The organism is Christiangramia qingdaonensis (assembly GCF_048381525.1).
In the GTDB taxonomy this organism is placed as follows: domain Bacteria; phylum Bacteroidota; class Bacteroidia; order Flavobacteriales; family Flavobacteriaceae; genus Christiangramia.
Genome location: NZ_JBLWIM010000015.1, coordinates 17,991 through 35,751, shown reverse-complemented (window position 1 = coordinate 35,751; position 17,761 = coordinate 17,991). Strand labels below are relative to the sequence as shown.

Annotated in this window: 16 protein-coding genes; 12 read left to right on the top strand and 4 right to left on the bottom strand. The window is 38.4% G+C overall.

Going from position 1 to position 17,761, the window contains the following annotated elements; genetic code table 11:
• Positions 1-737: outer membrane beta-barrel family protein (locus ACNI3T_RS11480; protein WP_418227930.1), on the top strand; the 737-nt coding region annotated here is incomplete at its 5' end.
• Between the two features lie 52 nt (positions 738-789).
• On the opposite strand, the gene ACNI3T_RS11475 is transcribed toward ACNI3T_RS11480, so the two are convergent.
• Positions 790-966, bottom strand: coding sequence for a hypothetical protein (locus ACNI3T_RS11475; protein WP_026916335.1), 177 nt, complete (start codon positions 964-966; stop codon positions 790-792).
• A gap of 123 nt (positions 967-1,089) precedes the next feature.
• The gene (locus ACNI3T_RS11470; RefSeq protein ID WP_418227929.1) at positions 1,090-1,599 is read right to left on the bottom strand and encodes a hypothetical protein; all 510 of its coding nucleotides are present in this window, start codon (positions 1,597-1,599) and stop codon (positions 1,090-1,092) included.
• A 277-nt stretch (positions 1,600-1,876) separates the two neighbouring features.
• Here ACNI3T_RS11470 and fumC point away from each other — a divergent pair, with 277 nt between their 5' ends.
• Positions 1,877-3,274: a class II fumarate hydratase gene (fumC, locus tag ACNI3T_RS11465; protein ID WP_418227928.1), complete on the top strand. Its 1,398-nt coding sequence runs from the start codon at positions 1,877-1,879 to the stop codon at positions 3,272-3,274.
• Between the two features lie 77 nt (positions 3,275-3,351).
• Here fumC and ACNI3T_RS11460 read toward each other — a convergent pair whose 3' ends face one another.
• Positions 3,352-6,513: a cytochrome c biogenesis protein CcsA gene (locus ACNI3T_RS11460; protein ID WP_418227927.1), complete on the bottom strand. Its 3,162-nt coding sequence runs from the start codon at positions 6,511-6,513 to the stop codon at positions 3,352-3,354.
• A gap of 126 nt (positions 6,514-6,639) precedes the next feature.
• Here ACNI3T_RS11460 and ACNI3T_RS11455 point away from each other — a divergent pair, with 126 nt between their 5' ends.
• From ACNI3T_RS11455 to ACNI3T_RS11415, 9 genes are all read left to right on the top strand, one after another.
• Positions 6,640-7,401, top strand: a complete 762-nt coding sequence (locus ACNI3T_RS11455) for a Rossmann-like and DUF2520 domain-containing protein (protein ID WP_418227926.1) — start codon at positions 6,640-6,642, stop codon at positions 7,399-7,401.
• Positions 7,385-7,900 carry a KdsC family phosphatase gene (locus ACNI3T_RS11450; protein ID WP_418227925.1) on the top strand — a complete coding sequence of 172 codons (516 nt, stop codon included), beginning with the start codon at positions 7,385-7,387 and terminating at the stop codon, positions 7,898-7,900. Before ACNI3T_RS11455 ends, ACNI3T_RS11450 begins: the two co-directional genes overlap by 17 nt.
• Positions 7,901-8,815, top strand: coding sequence for a geranylgeranylglycerol-phosphate geranylgeranyltransferase (locus ACNI3T_RS11445; RefSeq protein ID WP_418227924.1), 915 nt, complete (start codon positions 7,901-7,903; stop codon positions 8,813-8,815). It begins immediately after the preceding gene.
• Positions 8,816-8,817: 2 nt separating this feature from the next.
• Complete coding sequence (locus ACNI3T_RS11440) at positions 8,818-9,414, top strand: Maf family nucleotide pyrophosphatase (RefSeq protein WP_418227923.1); 597 nt, start codon at positions 8,818-8,820, stop codon at positions 9,412-9,414.
• A gap of 15 nt (positions 9,415-9,429) precedes the next feature.
• Complete coding sequence (locus ACNI3T_RS11435) at positions 9,430-10,317, top strand: septum formation inhibitor Maf (protein ID WP_418227922.1); 888 nt, start codon at positions 9,430-9,432, stop codon at positions 10,315-10,317.
• Entirely contained in the window at positions 10,317-10,856 is a 540-nt protein-coding gene (locus ACNI3T_RS11430; RefSeq protein WP_141877601.1) for a mechanosensitive ion channel domain-containing protein, read from the top strand. The genes ACNI3T_RS11435 and ACNI3T_RS11430 overlap by 1 nt, the downstream gene beginning before the upstream one ends.
• 68 nt (positions 10,857-10,924) lie before the next feature.
• The gene (locus ACNI3T_RS11425; protein WP_418227921.1) at positions 10,925-13,414 is read left to right on the top strand and encodes a PIG-L family deacetylase; all 2,490 of its coding nucleotides are present in this window, start codon (positions 10,925-10,927) and stop codon (positions 13,412-13,414) included.
• A 108-nt stretch (positions 13,415-13,522) separates the two neighbouring features.
• Positions 13,523-15,223 (top strand): sodium:solute symporter family protein, encoded by a 1,701-nt coding sequence (locus ACNI3T_RS11420; protein ID WP_418227920.1) that lies wholly within the window; start codon positions 13,523-13,525, stop codon positions 15,221-15,223.
• Positions 15,220-16,191 (top strand): Gfo/Idh/MocA family protein, encoded by a 972-nt coding sequence (locus tag ACNI3T_RS11415; RefSeq protein WP_418227919.1) that lies wholly within the window; start codon positions 15,220-15,222, stop codon positions 16,189-16,191. The genes ACNI3T_RS11420 and ACNI3T_RS11415 overlap by 4 nt, the downstream gene beginning before the upstream one ends.
• 51 nt (positions 16,192-16,242) lie before the next feature.
• Here ACNI3T_RS11415 and ACNI3T_RS11410 read toward each other — a convergent pair whose 3' ends face one another.
• On the bottom strand, positions 16,243-17,088 hold the full coding sequence (locus ACNI3T_RS11410) for a DUF2911 domain-containing protein (protein ID WP_418227918.1): 846 nt from the start codon (positions 17,086-17,088) through the stop codon (positions 16,243-16,245).
• A 162-nt stretch (positions 17,089-17,250) separates the two neighbouring features.
• Between ACNI3T_RS11410 and ACNI3T_RS11405 the strand changes: the two genes are divergently transcribed.
• Positions 17,251-17,760, top strand: coding sequence for an SRPBCC family protein (locus ACNI3T_RS11405; protein WP_418227917.1), 510 nt, complete (start codon positions 17,251-17,253; stop codon positions 17,758-17,760).
• Position 17,761: the final 1 nt, after the last annotated feature.

The window sequence follows — 17,761 nt, the reverse complement described above, 5'->3', positions numbered from 1 at the left end:
GCTGGTTCATCAATCCTTTTCCTTCTCGTAGTAGTACAAATAATGTATTCCAGGGGAATCCTAATCTAAGTCCTGCATACTCAAATGCGTTTGACCTTGGATACCTGAAACGATGGGAGAAGCTTACCTTGACCTCTTCTATATATTATCAACATGAAACCGATTCTTTCGAAAGAATTGAAGACAATGTTGCTGGAACGAATATCGTACGTACGATCCCGGTAAACCTTTCCAGTAATGACCGTACAGGTGCTGAATTAGGCTTATTATATAATCCTGCAGACTGGCTAAGACTGAATGGTAGTTTTAATTTCTTCAGATTTAAAACTGAAGGTGATTATAACGGTAGAAGTTATGACGCTGAAAACAATAGCTGGTTCGCTCGTTTTAGTTCTAAAGTGACGCTTCCTGCTAAGATTGACTGGCAAACAAATGCATTTTACAGAGGTGCAGCCGAAGGTGTACAGGGAACTCAAGAAGGTATTCTTTCTTTAGACCTGGCATTCAGTAAAGATATTTTCAAGGAAAAGGCGACGATTTCTTTGAACGTTCGTGACCTTTTGAACTCCAGAAAAAGAGACTCTTATACATTAACCGATACGTATGAAAGAGATAGTGAATTCCAGTGGAGACAGGGTCAGAACGTAACAGTTTCCATGATCTATAGATTCAACCAGAAAAAACAAAGACAGAACCGTAGAAGTGGTGACGAAGATTTCGATGAAGAGGCATACTAATAATCTGGCATGATAGGAAATAAAAAAAGGGACTTAAATAAGTCCCTTTTTTTTATGCTTTTTCCGCTTTAGCTTTTTTACGAGCTTCACGTTTTTCTTTGATCAATTCTCCAACAGACCCACCGATCCAATAAGGAACGAAAGCTACCAGGAAGATCATAAGCCAGAAACCCATCGTTAATATCGTAAGGAACGCTAAAAATCCAAGGTATTGATCGAATTCGAACATAATGGTAAAGTTTGATTTAAATCAGGTCAAAGATATAAATACCTGATCGCTTATCACAGGAATTTGAGCACTTTTTAAAGAATTAATAAACTTAGGGAACTGTTCGTCTTTTGATTGATGTATTTATAGCCGAATATTAAGTTTAAACTGCCCTTCAATTGGTGCATAGCTACTTTGTTGTTCGTTCCATAATTTACTACAGGAGATCTTTCCTTCGATACGATTATCAGAATTGCTCGTGATCTCGATATAGTTAGTCCTGTCGTTTAGAGCACCATTCGGCATTATTGCCCATAGCTCCTGATCGTGAGTACTAAAACTCAACCAGTTCTTGTTGAAAACCTGATAGCCGAGTCGATAAATTCCAATCCCGGTAAAATTATCGATCTGAAAATCGAGAATCTCGCCACGATCAGAAATAGATCGTACATACAAACTAACCGTTCCCATGGAATTATAATCTTTAAGGAAGCTCAGAGCAGCAGAATTATTAGATGAGTAAAAAAGAACTCCGTTTACATCAGCATTCAGAAATTGATCTGAATCTGCACGACCATCATCATTAGTACTACAACTTACGAGGGATATTGAAACTACTAATGAAAAAACGAGTAATACTAGCTGTTTTTTCATTATTATGAATTTAGTTAAACAATAGTCTAAAGATAAAACTAGTTGTGCTGCAATGAAAAGGGATTTTCCCCCTATTTAATACTTAAAATACTGTATAACAATATTTTAAACCATACGGATAATCTATAATATATAGAGTTTTAGGGCTTTTTCAAAAGATCAAAAGCCCATTTGCCATCAAATTAATTCAGAATATAAGAACCGCCAATTTTAAAGTTTTTTTAGATTAATAAGATTAGCGAAATATTAACTTTGCGAAACAACCAATTTTTAAAATATGGACTATAGAATAGAGAAAGATACCATGGGGGAAGTTAAAGTTCCTTCAGATAAATTATGGGGTGCTCAAACTGAACGTTCCCGAAATAATTTCAAAATTGGACCTGCGTCCTCCATGCCACTTGATATTATATATGGTTTCGCTTACTTAAAGAAAGCTGCTGCATATACAAACTGTGAACTTGGTGTTCTCCCTGTGGAAAAGAGAGACCTTATTGCTCAGGTTTGTGATGAGATCCTGGAAGGTAAACACGATGATCAGTTTCCATTGGTGATCTGGCAAACCGGAAGTGGTACACAGAGCAACATGAATGTGAACGAAGTGATCGCAAACCGAGCTCACCAGATCGCAGGTAAGAATATTGGTGAAGGGGAAAAAACACTTCAACCAAATGATGATGTGAATAAATCTCAATCTTCAAACGATACATTCCCGACCGGAATGCATATTGCTGCGTATAAAAAAGTGACTACGAATACTCTTCCCGGTTTGAAAAAACTAAGAGATACTCTAAAAAAGAAATCTGAAGAATTCAAGCATACCGTGAAAATTGGGCGTACCCATTTTATGGACGCTACTCCCCTAACCCTTGGTCAGGAATTCAGCGGTTACGTTGCTCAGTTAGATTATGGCATCAAAGCTTTGGAAAATACTTTACCTCATTTATCTGAAGTTGCTTTAGGTGGAACTGCAGTAGGAACCGGACTTAATACTCCGAAAGGATATTCGAAAAGGGTTGCTGAATTTATCGCGAAATTTACGGAGATGCCTTTTATTTCTGCGGGAAATAAATTTGAAGCATTGGCAGCTCATGATGCATTTGTAGAAACTCATGGAGCCCTGAAACAGATTGCTGTTTCGCTGAACAAAATTGGAAACGATATCAGAATGCTTGCTTCCGGACCAAGAAGTGGTATTGGAGAGATCAATATTCCAGCCAACGAGCCTGGTTCTTCGATCATGCCCGGTAAGGTTAATCCAACCCAGTGTGAAGCGCTTACCATGGTATGTGCCCAGATCATGGGGAATGATGTAACCATGAGCGTAGGAGGAATGCAGGGACAATTCGAACTGAATGTTTTTAAACCGGTAATGGCAAACGCTTTGCTACAAAGTGCTCAGCTTATTGGTGATGCCTGTCTATCTTTCGAGGAGCATTGTGCACGTGGGATCGAAGCCAACGAAAAACGTATCAAAGAGCATCTAAATAACTCATTGATGCTGGTTACTGCTTTGAATACCAAAATAGGATATTATAAAGCTGCTGAGATTGCTAACACCGCTCATAAGAATGGTACTACTTTAAAAGAAGAAGCTGCCAATCTGGGATATGTTACCAATGAAGAATTTGATGAATGGGTAGATCCAAAAGATATGGTTGGAAATCTTAAGTAATCAAATTTTAAATAAAAATGAAAAAGCCTGCTTCTAAAAGCAGGCTTTTTTTATGTCAAAATTTTTTAAAAATTTATCTACTTCTTAGCGAAGTGTTTCTTGTATTTAAAGTAGGATACAGTACCTAAAATTGCTACAGCACCTAAGGTATAATAGATAAATGTTGGAGTGATAACCTTATCACCACTCGCATAGGAATGCAAACCACTTAGGTAGAAATTCACTCCAAAATAGGTCATCATAATACTTGCAAAAGCAATGATAGCCATTAGATTAAAAAACCATCTACTTCTCAAACCTGGAACCAATCTCATATGGATCACAAAAGCATATACCATAATACTAATCAAAGCCCAGGTCTCTTTTGGATCCCAGCCCCAGTAACGTCCCCAGCTCTCATTAGCCCACTGGCCACCCAGGAAGTTTCCTATAGTCAGCATCACTAAACCAACGGTCAATGCCATTTCAGTAATGATCGTGATCTCTTTTATATTAATGTCCATTTTCTTCTTGTTCTTGTCATTGGTAAGGATCATTAGAATCAAGGAAACCACGCCTAGGATCATACCTAATGTAAACGGACCATAACTACCAACGATTACAGACACGTGGATCATTAACCAATATGAATTTAGTACCGGCTGTAGGTTGGCAATTGCCGGATCCATCCAGTTCCAGTGTGCGATCATAAGGATCATGGAAGCAACAAAAGCAGTAGACGCGATGGTAAGATTTGATTTTCTACCAAACGCCAGCCCAAAGAACATAGTAGCCCAAGCCACGTAGATCATCGACTCATACGCATCACTCCAGGGTGCGTGTCCTGAAATATACCACCTGGCCGCAAGTCCTGCGGTATGAACTGCGAAAAGAATTATGATCGCCGCCGCAACGGTATAAATAAGAGCTCGTATAATTTTATTGTCCTTAAAAATCTGAACAATTACAAATACCAGCATGGCCAGACCAGCAAGCATGTACATCCAGAACAGGTTTCTAAAGACATCATATTCATTGTATAAAATCTCAGCGTTCACTTTATCTTCTGATGGCATTACATCTCCACCAAATTTCACCTGAAAGCTCTGAATGCTTTCCAGATACTGATCTGCTTTTTCATAATCACCCGTCTCGCGTGCAGTTTTAAGAGCACTCATATATAGCGGAAGGATCTGCTTCGTATAAACCGAATCCATTCCAGTGAAGTTAACTTCATCCAGTTCAGGATAAGAAACCCATTTATTATTCTCGTCTTCAGGAATAGGAAATATTTTCAGTACTTTTCCCTGTACTGCCTGGTATAACAGATTTACTTTTTTATCTGTCTCTATAAAATCCTTTTGAAATTTATTCGGAACAGCCGCTTTGTAGGCACCTTCCAGATATGGAGAAAGTTTATAACCTCCTTTTTCGTCAAAAAAGTCCATCAAAGCAAGGTATTTTCTACCTTCTTCTACATCAAGGATCTGGTGCAGACTATCGTTCTTTTTTTCTACATAAATAACCTGTGCCTGATACCAGAATGTAGGGTTTTCAGTAATAGAAACCAGCACCTGGTCTGAACTCAAACCGGCATAAGTATCACTTTTACTTAATTTTCGAAGTAATTCTGAAGAGTACGTGTTTGCAGGCTTCATTCTTCCTCCGGCATCCTGAATAATCAATCGTCCAAATTGATCGGCGTGCTCTTCTTTTACTGCATTAGATACAATGATACTATCGATCTGCTGTTTTGAATCCTGATTGTGAGCATGATCATCATCCTGAGAAAAACCAACTGAAGACATTAGCATTAATACTATTACTGCCAGTGCTTTTTTCTTGTCCTTGATCTTTTCCAGCATCACTTTTAGATTACCAAAACGGGAACCTTTATCAAACAATATCCACATAAGTCCAAAATACAATAAGAAATAACCTATATAAGTGATCCAGGTTCCCCAGAAATCACGGTTTATAGAAAGTACTGTACCCTTTTCATCCGGATCAAAACTCGATTGGAAAAATCTATAACCTTCATGATCCAGTACGTGATTCATATAAATGGAATAAGGCTCAGGTTTTTCTCCATCTTCCACGATCTCCACTTCACTCCTGAAACTTGCGTAACCAGGTGTTGCTCTATCTGCAGTACCAGGATATTTTTCTGCAATGAAATCGTTCAATTTCAAAGCAAATGGTAGTTCTTTTTCGATACTGCCATAATTAACAAAAACTTCCAATCCGTCAAAATTGATCGCCTGTGGATCTGCTACAGTTCCCTGTCCACCCAGTAAGGTGATCGTCTCTGTTTTACCATTAGCTGTAATATCCAGCGTTACAGCATCAAGATCCTGCTTCGTTTTTGGGTTAGTAGGCACTACATCATATTCTCCGGTAACTATTGGTTCCGGAATTACGAATTGCATGCTTCCAATATTATAAAGCGACCTCAACATAAGAGTTTGTGTAGAATCACTAACCAAAGTTCCCTGCTTTTGATCTGCCATACGCATATAGGTTCCTTCAAAAGGAGAATCTATCTGGTATTCCCCATCTTCAGTAAGCTGAATATTGATAGCGCCATCCTGCGGACTATTTAGCGTAAATAAAGTATTATGAATATTACTAACCTCACCCTCTTTAAGATAATGGTCGTGTCGTGAGCCATCGCCGGCTTCTACGATCTTAAGATAATTCTCGCCATCCTCTGTAGGAACCAGCGCTTCTTCTGCGCCGTGAATAAAATTCGTAACTTCAAATTTTACAGGAGTACCGTTAAAATCGGTATTCAAAACATAATCGTTGTCTACTTCAGGACCAAAAAGAACGTCTTCCTGTAGCACTCTTCTTCTCGCCTCCCCATCGATCTCACCATCTATAAAAAAGGTGAGATACGTCTCGTAGGTCATGAACTTATTGGTAGTTTCACCTTCACGAATTGGCATTACCCCTTCGTAGCTAATATACCTGGTTACAAATGCTCCAACTAAGATGAGAATAAAGGAAAGATGCAGTAATAAGCTACTCCACTTTTCTTTTTGATGAAGCTTATATCTCTTTATATTACCAATGAAATTGATAAGAAGAAATAACATGATCCCTTCGAACCACCAGGTATTGTAAATTAGAATTCTTGCCGTTTCGATACTGTACCAGCTTTCTATAAATGTTCCCATGGCCATGGCAATTGCAAAGATGATAAACAGGACGGCCATTATTCGGGTAGAAAAAAGGATAGAGGCTATTTTTTTCTGCATGAAAAAGTGTCGTTTTAACGGCTGCAAATTTAACGATATTTTATCGTTTTTAAGTGGGTAAAACGGCGAATCTCAAGTCAACACCTGTTAATTTCTAAACCTTGAAAATTTTGGTAATTTAGCCGCATGATAAAAGTAGTGATCCTGGGTGCGGGCAATGTTGGTATTCACTTATACCAAAGCTTCAAATTAACTCCTGAAGTTGATGTAATACAGTTGTTTAGCCGAAAACCTAGCAAACTGGACTTTATTGGAAATACTACTGAAGTCATAAGTGATTATGCTGAGCTGGCTAAAGCAGATATTTACATTCTTGCGGTGCGCGATGAGGCAATTTTTGAAGTTGCTCAAAAATTAAATATTAAAAAGGGACTTGTAGTTCATACCTCCGGCAGTGTGGCGATGGAGAATTTATCAATGTTAGATAACTTCGGAATATTTTATCCATTGCAAACCTTCAGTAAAAATAAGGAAGTAAGTTTTTCAGATATTCCTATTTGTATCGAGGCTAATTCAGAAGAAAACCTTGGGAAACTGAAGGAACTAGGAAATATTATATCTACGAAGGTTTTTGAAGTAAATTCGGAACAACGCCGAGCCATCCACCTTTCCGCAGTGATTGTAAATAATTTCACAAATCACCTGTTCACCATCGCGGCAGATTATTGTCATGAAAATGAGTTGCCATTTGACATTTTAAGACCGCTTATTCAGGAAACTTTTGATAAGATCCAGGATCTGCCGCCATACGATGCTCAAACTGGTCCAGCCTTAAGAAACGACGAAAAAACAATAGAAACTCATTTACAAATGCTGAATGAGGACAGACAAATGGTTTATAAAACACTAACGGATTCTATTCAAAAAACACATGGAAAAAAGTTATAAAGAATACCTCAACCAGATCACTACTTTCGTATTTGATGTTGACGGCGTTTTAACCGATGGTTCATTGCAGGTTTCAACCAAAGGCGAGCTTTTAAGAACAATGAATACGAAGGATGGTTATGCTATGAAAATGGCTTTAAAAGCTGGATTTACAGTATGCATTATTAGCGGTGGTAAAAATGAAGGGGTTCGCGAGCGACTTCGTGGCCTTGGAATTACCGATATTTACCTTGGAGTGGACGATAAAGTGGAGCAAATGGATGAATTTTTTGACATCTACGATATAAAACCGGAGCAGGTATTATACATGGGTGATGATATTCCAGATTACTATCCAATGAAATTAGTAGGACTACCTTGTTGCCCTCAGGATGCAGTTCCAGAATTGAAGGAAATTTCATTGTATGTATCTCATAAAAATGGCGGGGAAGGTTGTGTTCGTGACGTGATCGAACAAGTGATGAAAGTTCAGGGAAAATGGATGGAAAAGAATTCTTAGATGCTGGATTATTTTAAGCTGATAAGGCCAGGAAACTTATTGTTCATTGCGCTTACCATGTATCTTATTAAATATGGCTTGTTCGAGCCATTTAGTGTGGCGATCACCTTAAATCTATTTGGATTTTCCATGCTGGTACTGGCCGTAGTCTCGGTTGCTGCTTCTGGTTACGTGATCAATGATATATTTGATGTGGAAGCCGATCAAAAAAATAAGCCATCCAAAACCTATATTAAAACCGGTATTTCTGAAAAAAGTGCATACCGCATGTTCTTCATATTGAGCATTATTGGTGTTGGCTTAGGTTTTTATGTTTCCAATATGGTGGGTGTGCCGGGATTTTCAGCATTCTTTATATTTGGCTCGGCAATTTTATATCTTTATAATTCCCAGTTTCAGCAAAGCATACTTATAGGGAACATTCTGGTAAGCCTTATTGTAGGCCTCATCCCAATTGGTGTTGGACTTTATGACCTGCTACCTGCGATCACTCCGCAGAATCAGGCTACACAATCCACGATCTTCTCAATTTTGATCGATTATTCCATCTTCGCTTTTCTGGTCAATTTGCTTCGTGAAATCGTAAAGGATCAGGAGGATATTGATGGAGATTACAATGCGGGATATAAAACACTGCCCATCGCACTTGGTAAGAAACGAACAAACCAGGTATTGTTCTTATTAGGGCTTGTACCTATAGTTTTCCTGATCTATTATGTTTATGAATATCTCTTCGGAAACACCGCTGCAGTGGTCTACGCATTATTTCTCTTGCTCGCTCCCCTATTATTCTTCCAGGTAAATATCTGGACAGCATCAAAAAAATCTGAATACTCAAGGTTAAGTAAACTTCTAAAAGCAGTATTATTTTTCGGTTTACTATCTATAGGCCTGTTACAATTTATAATCCTTTAACTATGATCCAGAATTTAATAAAAGACCACGAGATCATTCTTGCTTCAGGCTCTCCCAGAAGACAGAAATTTTTCGAAGATCTTCTCATACCTGTGACCATAGATGTACGCTCTGTAGACGAGATCTATCCTGAAGATCTTGAAGGCAAAGAGATCACAAATTTTCTTTCCAAATTAAAGGCTGAAGCATTCCAGGATCTACAAGAAAATCAAATATTGATCACGAGTGATACCATTGTGTATTGTGAAGCTAAAGCACTTGGAAAACCAAGAGATCATGATCATGCCGTGGAGATGATCAACCTGCTTTCAGGTAAAGAACATGAAGTCATCACTTCGGTATGCTTCACATACAGAAATAAGCAGGAAGTTCTAAATTACACCACCAAAGTAACATTTGCAGATCTTACCCAAGAAGAGATCGAGTTCTATGTGACGAATTATAAACCTTTCGATAAAGCTGGTGGTTACGCAATACAGGAATGGATAGGTTTAATTGGGATAGAATCTATTAGCGGAAGCTACTTCAATGTGGTTGGTCTACCTACGAATCTGGTCTATAAAACCCTGAAACGCATACTTAAAGAGGAAAATTCGTAAATTGTCATCATAACGATGAAACGATACCTTACACTTTTCGCGATTTCAATGCTTATCATTTCCTGTGCAGACAGGGAATCCTACGGAAACGAATTCAAATTAACTGAAGATTTTAAGGACTACTGGTATTCCGGAAAAGCAGAAATTACCACTTACGATCTCGAACAATCCCGGTATGGTGAACTACGAAAAGGCACCGCCACTCTTATTTATGTAACTGAAGACTTTTCGGCAACAGAACAGGTGAAATCAAGCGATGAATCTTTCAACAAAGTTTCTGTTCTCAAACTGAACAGTACCAAGAATTTCAATACAGGTATCTATCCTTACAGTATTATGCAAAGCAGTTTCTTTCCACTCGACGGAAATGAACATGCGCTAAAGATTTCAACTTCAGTACAGGAATGGTGTGGCCAGGTTTATATGCAATTAAATAACCGGGAAGATTTTGATATTACAAGTCATTCCTATTTCGCTGGAGAAGCAGATCAATATTTAAAATTAAATCCCATACATCTTGAAAACGAAATATGGAATTTGCTTAGGATCGACCTTGATCGTGTTCCGGTAGGATCGTTTAAAATACTACCATCCCTTGAATTTTTGAGACTGAATCATCTACCGGTACGTGCTTTCAATGCTGAAGGACAATTTCTTACCAATGAGCAATATCATATCTACCAGTTACACTATCCAGAACTAAACCGCACATTAAAGATTTATCTGGGTAAAATGACACCTTTTCCTATTGAAAAATGGGAGGAATCAGCTCCGATAGACAAGAGTCCTAACGCAGAAATTTTAACGACCACTGCTACTAAAAAAGCACGATTAAGAACCGATTACTGGAATAAGAATTCGAATAAAGATTTACATTTGCGTGAGAAATTAGAACTAGATTAATGAAGGAATTACTTCTCACCTACCGCGACGAATTGCTGTATTCTCTTGCAGTACTTTTTATTTTACTCCTCATACAGTTTTTACTGAGAACGGCCGCAAACAAAGTAGGTCGTAGAAGTGAGATCAACATCACCCGCACCAGGTTGATGTTTAAATACATTAATATTCTTATCATTCTTATCGCTGCTTTCCTACTAGCACTTGCCTGGGGTGTAGGACTTACAGATCTTTCATTGATCTTCTCATCTGTATTCGCGGTAATTGGAGTTGCATTATTCGCCATCTGGTCTATTCTAAGCAACGTTACCAGTGGGATCATTTTATTCTTTTCCTTTCCATATAAGATCGGTGATACTATTAAGATCCACGACAAGGATCTGGATATAGAAGCAGAGATCGAGGATATTAAGGCTTTCCACCTGCATCTTCGAACACGAGAAGGAGAACTTGTCACGTATCCCAACAATCTTATTCTTCAAAAGGCAGTTACTCTGAAACATCGGGTGGATGGGAAAGACGAAGGAAAAGATGCTCTCTAGCCTAAAAGATCTGAAATTGGCTTCAGGACGATTTGAAATCTTTTATATTTGATGAAACCTATTATTCAATGCGGAAAATACTTTTTGCCCTATTCTTATTAGGCTTTACTTTCTCCAATGCACAGGCTCCTGAAAAATGGAGTTCTTCAGATATATATTCAGAAATTCAGAAACTAAACTTCCTAGGATCTGTTCTATATGTGGCAGCACATCCAGATGATGAAAACACCAGGTTGATCTCTCATTTTTCGAATGAAGTGAATGCCAGAACTGCTTACCTTTCCTTAACACGAGGTGATGGTGGTCAAAACCTTGTAGGGCCAGAATTAAGAGAGCAGCTTGGGATGATAAGAACTCAGGAATTACTGGCTGCCAGAAAAATCGATGGCGGAGAGCAATTTTTTACCCGCGCGAATGATTTTGGTTACTCCAAAACTCCGTCTGAAACACTGGAAATCTGGAACAAAAATGAAGTTCTTAGCGATGTAGTCTGGATCATTCGAAAATTCAGACCAGATGTGATCATTAATAGGTTTGATCATCGCACACCGGGAAGTACTCACGGGCACCACACTTCTTCTGCCATGCTGAGCGTGGAGGCTTTTGAACTGGCCGGTGATGCAAACAAATATCAGGATCAACTGGAACTGGTTGATACCTATGCTCCAAAAAGACTATTTTTCAATACCTCACCATGGTTCTATGGTGGTGCCGAAGCATTTGAAGAAGCTGATAAATCGAGATTCCTGACATTCGATACCGGAACGTACTTTCCATTAAAAGGACTATCCAATCCCGAGATTGCAAGTCTGAGTAGAAGTCAGCATAAATCACAGGGTTTTGGAAGTACCGGTAGTCGTGGCAAGCAAATGGAATATATCGAACTTATCAAAGGTGAAATGCCGACTGAGGAATCTAATATTTTCGACGGAATTGATACCAGCTGGAATAGGATTCAGGGAGGCCAGGAAATTGGCGCTATTTTAAACAAGGTTCAGGAAAATTTCAGTTTTGAAGATCCTTCTAAAAGTCTACCAGAACTTCTGAAAGCTTACCAACTCATTCAGGATCTTCAGGATAAACACTGGCGAGAGATAAAAACCCAGCAGATCAAGGATATTATTTATGCCAGTTCCGGACTATATCTTGAAGCCATTGCAGACCATGCTTCCGTAACTCCTTCAGAAGAAGTTACTGTAAAACTCGAAGCGATCAATAGAAGTTCTGCTCAGGTTAAATTAATTTCCGTAGAGCTTGTTCCGAATAATACGAAAATAGAACCAGCAGAAAGTTTGAACAATAATTCATCCTGGAACGAGAATTTGGAATTCCGACTTCCGCGCAATGCAGATTTTACCAATCCATACTGGTTAAAATCTGAAGGTTCAATTGGGATGTATAAAGTAGATGATCAAAATCTGAGAGGTTTACCTCAAACACCATTTCAGAATAAAGCAATATTCAATCTTGAAATTAATGGGGAGCCTATAACTTTTGAGAAACCGATCCTTTACAAATTCAACGATCCGGTTTCCGGAGAAATTTATGAAAACTTTAAGGTGATACCGAAGGCTGAACTTAATTTACATGAAGATATTCTCGTCTTCAATTCTTCGGAATCTAAAACTGCAAAGATTACAATTCAAGCCAACCAGGCAAATCTAACGGGAACTTTAAAATTAAATTCCGAAGGAGACTGGAGCGTCAAACCAAATCAATTTAATGTAAATATTGCTCAGAAAGGTGGAGCTCAAACATTTACATTTTCGATTTTTCCTCCTGAAGGTCAAAGTGAAATAACTTTACATCCAGTCCTTGAGACAGAAAATAACATGTATGATCAAAATGTTATTTCGATTGACTACGATTATATTCCCGGGCAGAACCTCATTCAAAAGGCAAAGCTGGAACTGGTGAAATTAGATATTAAGAAAAAAGGCGAACTTGTAGGTTACATTGCCGGGGCCGGTGATGTCGTGTCGGAAGCGATACGCCAGATGGGTTACAAAGTTGAGATGCTCGATGCATCATCAATCAGTGCGAACTCATTAAAAAAATATGATGCTGTGGTACTTGGAATTCGATCCTTCAATATTATTGAGGATCTGAAATTTCAGAAACAAGAACTTTTCAATTACATAGAGGAAGGTGGGAATCTTATTGTGCAATACAATACCAATCGTGGATTGGTTACAGACCAGATTGCTCCTTTCAACCTGCAGCTTTCTCGGGATAGAGTAACTAATGAAAATGCGGAAGTCGGTTTTAACCTGCCTGAGCACGAGCTCTTAAATTCCCCGAATAAACTGGGAAGTTCAGATTTTGAGAATTGGGTGCAGGAAAGAGGTTTATATTTCGCCGATTCCTGGTCATCAGAATTTGAAGCTCCATTGTTTATGAATGATCCTAATGAAGAACCAACTTCTGGAAGTTTACTCGTCGCCAAATATGGTAAAGGATATTATATCTATACCGGACTTAGTTTTTTCAGACAATTTCCGGAGGCAGTTCCAGGAGCATATCGACTTTTTGCTAATATGATCTCTATAGGAAAATAATGGGAAAGCCAGAAACATACCAGTGGAAGAAAAGCTACTCGATCGTATTGATTGCCAACGTTCTTTATATCGTAATTTTCTATTTCATCATGAACCTATTCGCCTAATATGGAATTAATAGACTGGATCATTCTAATTGGTACGATCGCGTTTATCGTTTGGTATGGAGTTTACCAGTCTCGTGGAAGTTCGAATGTTGAAGATTATGTAGGGGGTGGTAAAGACGCGAGATGGTGGACTATCGGGTTGTCTGTTATGGCTACTCAGGCCAGTGCCATTACCTTTCTATCAACTCCGGGCCAGGCTTACCACGATGGAATGGGTTTTGTCCAGTTCTATTTTGGTCTTCCCATTGCGATCGTTATTATATGTATCGTGTTTATTCCTATTTATCATAGATTAAAAGTATATACAGCTTACGAGTATCTGGAGTCGCGTTTCGACCAGAAAACAAGAACTTTAACTGCTATACTATTTTTAATTCAGCGCGGACTGGCGGCAGGGATTACCATCTTTGCACCGGCAATCGTGCTTTCAGCTGTTCTGGGCTGGAACCTTACCTATCTTACGATCGCTATTGGTGTATTGGTAATAATCTACACCGTTTCAGGAGGAACTAAAGCGGTAAGTGTTACTCATAAACAACAAATGGCCGTGATCCTAACCGGGATGTTCGTTGCCTTTTTTATAATTCTTAGTTACCTGCCAGAAGAAGTAACTTTCACGAAAGCTCTTGAAATTGCTGGTACCAGCGGTAAAATGGATGTTCTAGATTTTGGCTTCGATTTTAATAACAGGTACACTATATGGAGTGGAATCATTGGTGGGACTTTCCTTATGCTCTCCTACTTCGGAACAGATCAAAGCCAGGTACAACGATATCTCTCTGGTGGATCTGTCAGGGAAAGTCAATTAGGAATGATCTTTAACGGACTCCTTAAAGTACCATTGCAATTTTTTATACTTCTGGTAGGAGTTATGGTTTTTGTCTTTTATCAATTCAATCCTGCTCCCTTAAATTTTAATCCCGCAGCGACCGAAACTGTTTTAAATTCAGATTATGCCGAGCAATACAGGGATCTTATGCTGGAACATGATGATGTCCAGGAGAAGAAAAAGAAACTCGGACTCGAATTTGCCTCGAGAACTACACTGGATGAAGTTGAAACTGCCAATTTTAGAGAACAATACTCGAATCTCGAAAATGAACAATTCAAAATTCGGGAAGAAGCAAAAACTTTTATAGATGCTTCAGATGTCAAAGCAGAAAGCAATGATAAAGATTACGTATTTATTCATTTTATTTTGAACAATCTTCCTCGGGGATTTATTGGATTACTGCTTGCTGTGATCTTATCCGCTGCAATGTCTTCCACTGCTTCAGAATTAAATGCGCTGGCGTCAACCACCGTGATCGATTTATACCGAAGAAATCATAAAGAGAATAAAAGTGATGAGCATTACCTGGCAGCTTCGAAATGGTTTACATTAATGTGGGGAGCTATTGCGATCCTGTTTGCTAGTCTTGCCGATCTATTTGATAACTTAATTCAGTTAGTAAACATCATTGGAAGTATTTTTTATGGAAATGTTCTGGGTATTTTCCTACTGGCATTTTTCGTAAAATATGTACGAAGCAATGCCGTTTTTATAGCAGCCATTATCACACAGATCATCGTGATCATTGTTTTCAAAATGGATATAATGCCGTACTTATGGTTGAATGTTCTGGGTTGCGTACTGGTAATGTCCATAGCGATACTTATTCAACTTTTTCGAAATGATAAACCTCAAGTAAGCACAACATGAGTCAAAAAATAAAATGGGGAATTCTGGGTCTTGGAAAGATCGCTGGAAAATTCTGTGATGGATTACAACATGCCTCTAATGCTAAGCTTTATGCAGTAGCAAGTCGTGATCTAAACAAAGCCGAAGAATTCGGTGCTAAATTTGAAGCAGAGAAATCTTATGGCAGCTATGAGGAGCTGTTAAAAGATGAAGCGGTACAGGTAGTTTATATTGCCACACCCCATGCCTTCCATCATGAACTCGCTATCAAATGTATTGCACATGGTAAAGCTGTACTATGTGAAAAACCCTTTGCTTTAAATTATGAGCAGGCAAGTGAAATGATAAGCCTTGCCAGGGAAAAGAATGTTTTTATCATGGAAGCTCTCTGGACCGCGTTCCTACCCCACTTTCGTGACCTGGAAACCAAGTTTAAAAATAAGGAATATGGAAAGCTAAAATCTTTAAAAGCAGATTTCGGGTTTCCAGCAGAATTCGACGAAACTAAAAGGCTGTTCAATAAATCGCTAGGAGGCGGCAGTCTTCTTGATATTGGGATCTATCCAGTATTTCTCGCCTATCGTTTACTCGGTATGCCCAATAGAATTACTGCGGAAGCTCAATTAGCAGAAACCGGAGTTGACGAATCTTGTGATATCAAATTTCACTATGACCAGAATATTGACGTAGAACTCACTTCAACTTTTAAGGAAAAGACTCCTACTGAAGCTGTCTTAGAATTTGAAGAATCTAAAGTAATCATGAATTCAAGGTTTCATGAACCAACTTCGATCACTACCCATCAAAATGGGAAGCATGAAGTGCGTGATTACGGAGTAGAAAATAATGGCTATACATACGAAGCGGAGCATGTGGGAGAAATGCTTCTGAATAATAAAACCGAAAGTGATATCTGGTCTACAGAGAACACACTGGAATTAATGCAGTTACTGGATTCCATTAGGAAAGAGATTAAATTAGAATATTAAAAAAAGGCTTCAGTTCAAACTGAAGCCCTTTCTAATAAATAGTGTTTTAGCTTATTTAGCTTCCCACTCTGCGATCGATTCTTTATTCATTTTTACATAATCGGCATTGTTAGCAGCTTCTGCAGCAGAAAGAGATCTTTTTGCAGTAGCAATAGCTTCCTTTGTTTTACCCATTTCAGCTTCGATTAATGATTGTCTTCTAAGCATCCAATATGCTTTACCTTCACTCATCTCGTTGGCCTTTTTAACCCAGGTATATGCTTTCTCCATATCCTTGCCAGCTTCATGATAATAAGATGCTGCTGAGAAATAATCCTGAGCCGTTGGTCCATTCATCACCTTATCTATGCTAGCCATGGTACGATTATCTGTAGGCACTTCAATTTGTAGAATAGCTACAGTATTCTCCCATATAAAGTTAAGATTTGCTGAATCATTTTTTAGTTCGTCGATCACGATAGTGAAAGTCTCCATTTTAAATGGCATCTCCTCTACGGATGCAGTGGCGGTAAGCGCAACTTTAGAATCATCCCAATTCTGAGGCACTCCCCAGTTATTCGTTGTTTCGTAGAACATCACTGTCCATTGATCTTTTTGAGGTTTGGTGTAGATAGCGTAAGAACCTTTAGCCAGTTCCTTACCTCCTATTTTTACATCATCAGAGAATGTAATGATCGTGTTCAGGTTTGCGCCAGTTCTCCAAACCTTGTCAAAAGGTACCAGATCTCCAAAAATCGTACGACCTCTCATTGCAGGCCTGGAATATTCAAGCGTGATATCGGTTAACCCAACTTTTTGTTCCATTTTCCCAAGCGGACTTGGCTGTGGTGCTTCAACCTGTGCAAACCCTGCAAACCCAGTGCAGAGCACTAAAGCAAATGCTAATAATCTTTTCATGTGTAGTAGTTTAAATTTTAATAAAGATAAGTTTATTCAGCTAACAAAATCAATATCTAATCAAGACCGAATTATCTATAATACTCAGATTTACATTTTGTTTAACTGTTTATATTTTACTTTAAACAACTTTGCGCGTAATTTTACGAAAAATACAATCTGATGAAAATTTACACCCTGAAAAGCAAACAAAAATTACCAATTTCTGTGGACGAAGCCTGGCAGTTTTTATCAGATCCAAGAAATCTTAAGACTATCACTCCAGATTATATGGGCTTCAAAATACTTTCGGGTGCCGATAGACCCATGTATCCAGGTCAGTTAATTCAATATATAGTAACACCCGTAGCTGGTATCAAAACAAAATGGGTTACAGAGATCACACAGGTTCGTGATCGTGAATTCTTTATAGATGAACAAAGATTTGGACCGTATGCCCTATGGCATCACAAACATTTTATCAAAGAAATACCAGGCGGTGTGGAAATGGAAGATATAGTAGATTATAAACTTCCCATGGGTTTTCTTGGAAGATTGGCTCATCCAATTTTAGTAGAACCTAAGTTAAAGGAGATTTTTGATTACAGAAGAGAAAAACTTACTGAGTTATATGGAGAGTATTCTGAACCAGATACTCAAAACCAGACTCAGAAACACGATATTTTAAACTAAT

Excerpts from the sequence above, each read along its gene's own strand:
- ACNI3T_RS11475 (WP_026916335.1), bottom strand. The coding sequence starts at position 966 with ATGTTCGAATTCGATCAATACCTTGGATTTTTAGCGTTCCTTACGATA.
- ACNI3T_RS11470 (WP_418227929.1), bottom strand. The coding sequence starts at position 1,599 with ATGAAAAAACAGCTAGTATTACTCGTTTTTTCATTAGTAGTTTCAATA.
- fumC (WP_418227928.1), top strand. The coding sequence starts at position 1,877 with ATGGACTATAGAATAGAGAAAGATACCATGGGGGAAGTTAAAGTTCCT.
- ACNI3T_RS11460 (WP_418227927.1), bottom strand. The coding sequence starts at position 6,513 with ATGCAGAAAAAAATAGCCTCTATCCTTTTTTCTACCCGAATAATGGCC.
- ACNI3T_RS11455 (WP_418227926.1), top strand. The coding sequence starts at position 6,640 with ATGATAAAAGTAGTGATCCTGGGTGCGGGCAATGTTGGTATTCACTTA.
- ACNI3T_RS11450 (WP_418227925.1), top strand. The coding sequence starts at position 7,385 with ATGGAAAAAAGTTATAAAGAATACCTCAACCAGATCACTACTTTCGTA.
- ACNI3T_RS11445 (WP_418227924.1), top strand. The coding sequence starts at position 7,901 with ATGCTGGATTATTTTAAGCTGATAAGGCCAGGAAACTTATTGTTCATT.
- ACNI3T_RS11440 (WP_418227923.1), top strand. The coding sequence starts at position 8,818 with ATGATCCAGAATTTAATAAAAGACCACGAGATCATTCTTGCTTCAGGC.
- ACNI3T_RS11435 (WP_418227922.1), top strand. The coding sequence starts at position 9,430 with ATGAAACGATACCTTACACTTTTCGCGATTTCAATGCTTATCATTTCC.
- ACNI3T_RS11430 (WP_141877601.1), top strand. The coding sequence starts at position 10,317 with ATGAAGGAATTACTTCTCACCTACCGCGACGAATTGCTGTATTCTCTT.
- ACNI3T_RS11425 (WP_418227921.1), top strand. The coding sequence starts at position 10,925 with ATGCGGAAAATACTTTTTGCCCTATTCTTATTAGGCTTTACTTTCTCC.
- ACNI3T_RS11420 (WP_418227920.1), top strand. The coding sequence starts at position 13,523 with ATGGAATTAATAGACTGGATCATTCTAATTGGTACGATCGCGTTTATC.
- ACNI3T_RS11415 (WP_418227919.1), top strand. The coding sequence starts at position 15,220 with ATGAGTCAAAAAATAAAATGGGGAATTCTGGGTCTTGGAAAGATCGCT.
- ACNI3T_RS11410 (WP_418227918.1), bottom strand. The coding sequence starts at position 17,088 with ATGAAAAGATTATTAGCATTTGCTTTAGTGCTCTGCACTGGGTTTGCA.
- ACNI3T_RS11405 (WP_418227917.1), top strand. The coding sequence starts at position 17,251 with ATGAAAATTTACACCCTGAAAAGCAAACAAAAATTACCAATTTCTGTG.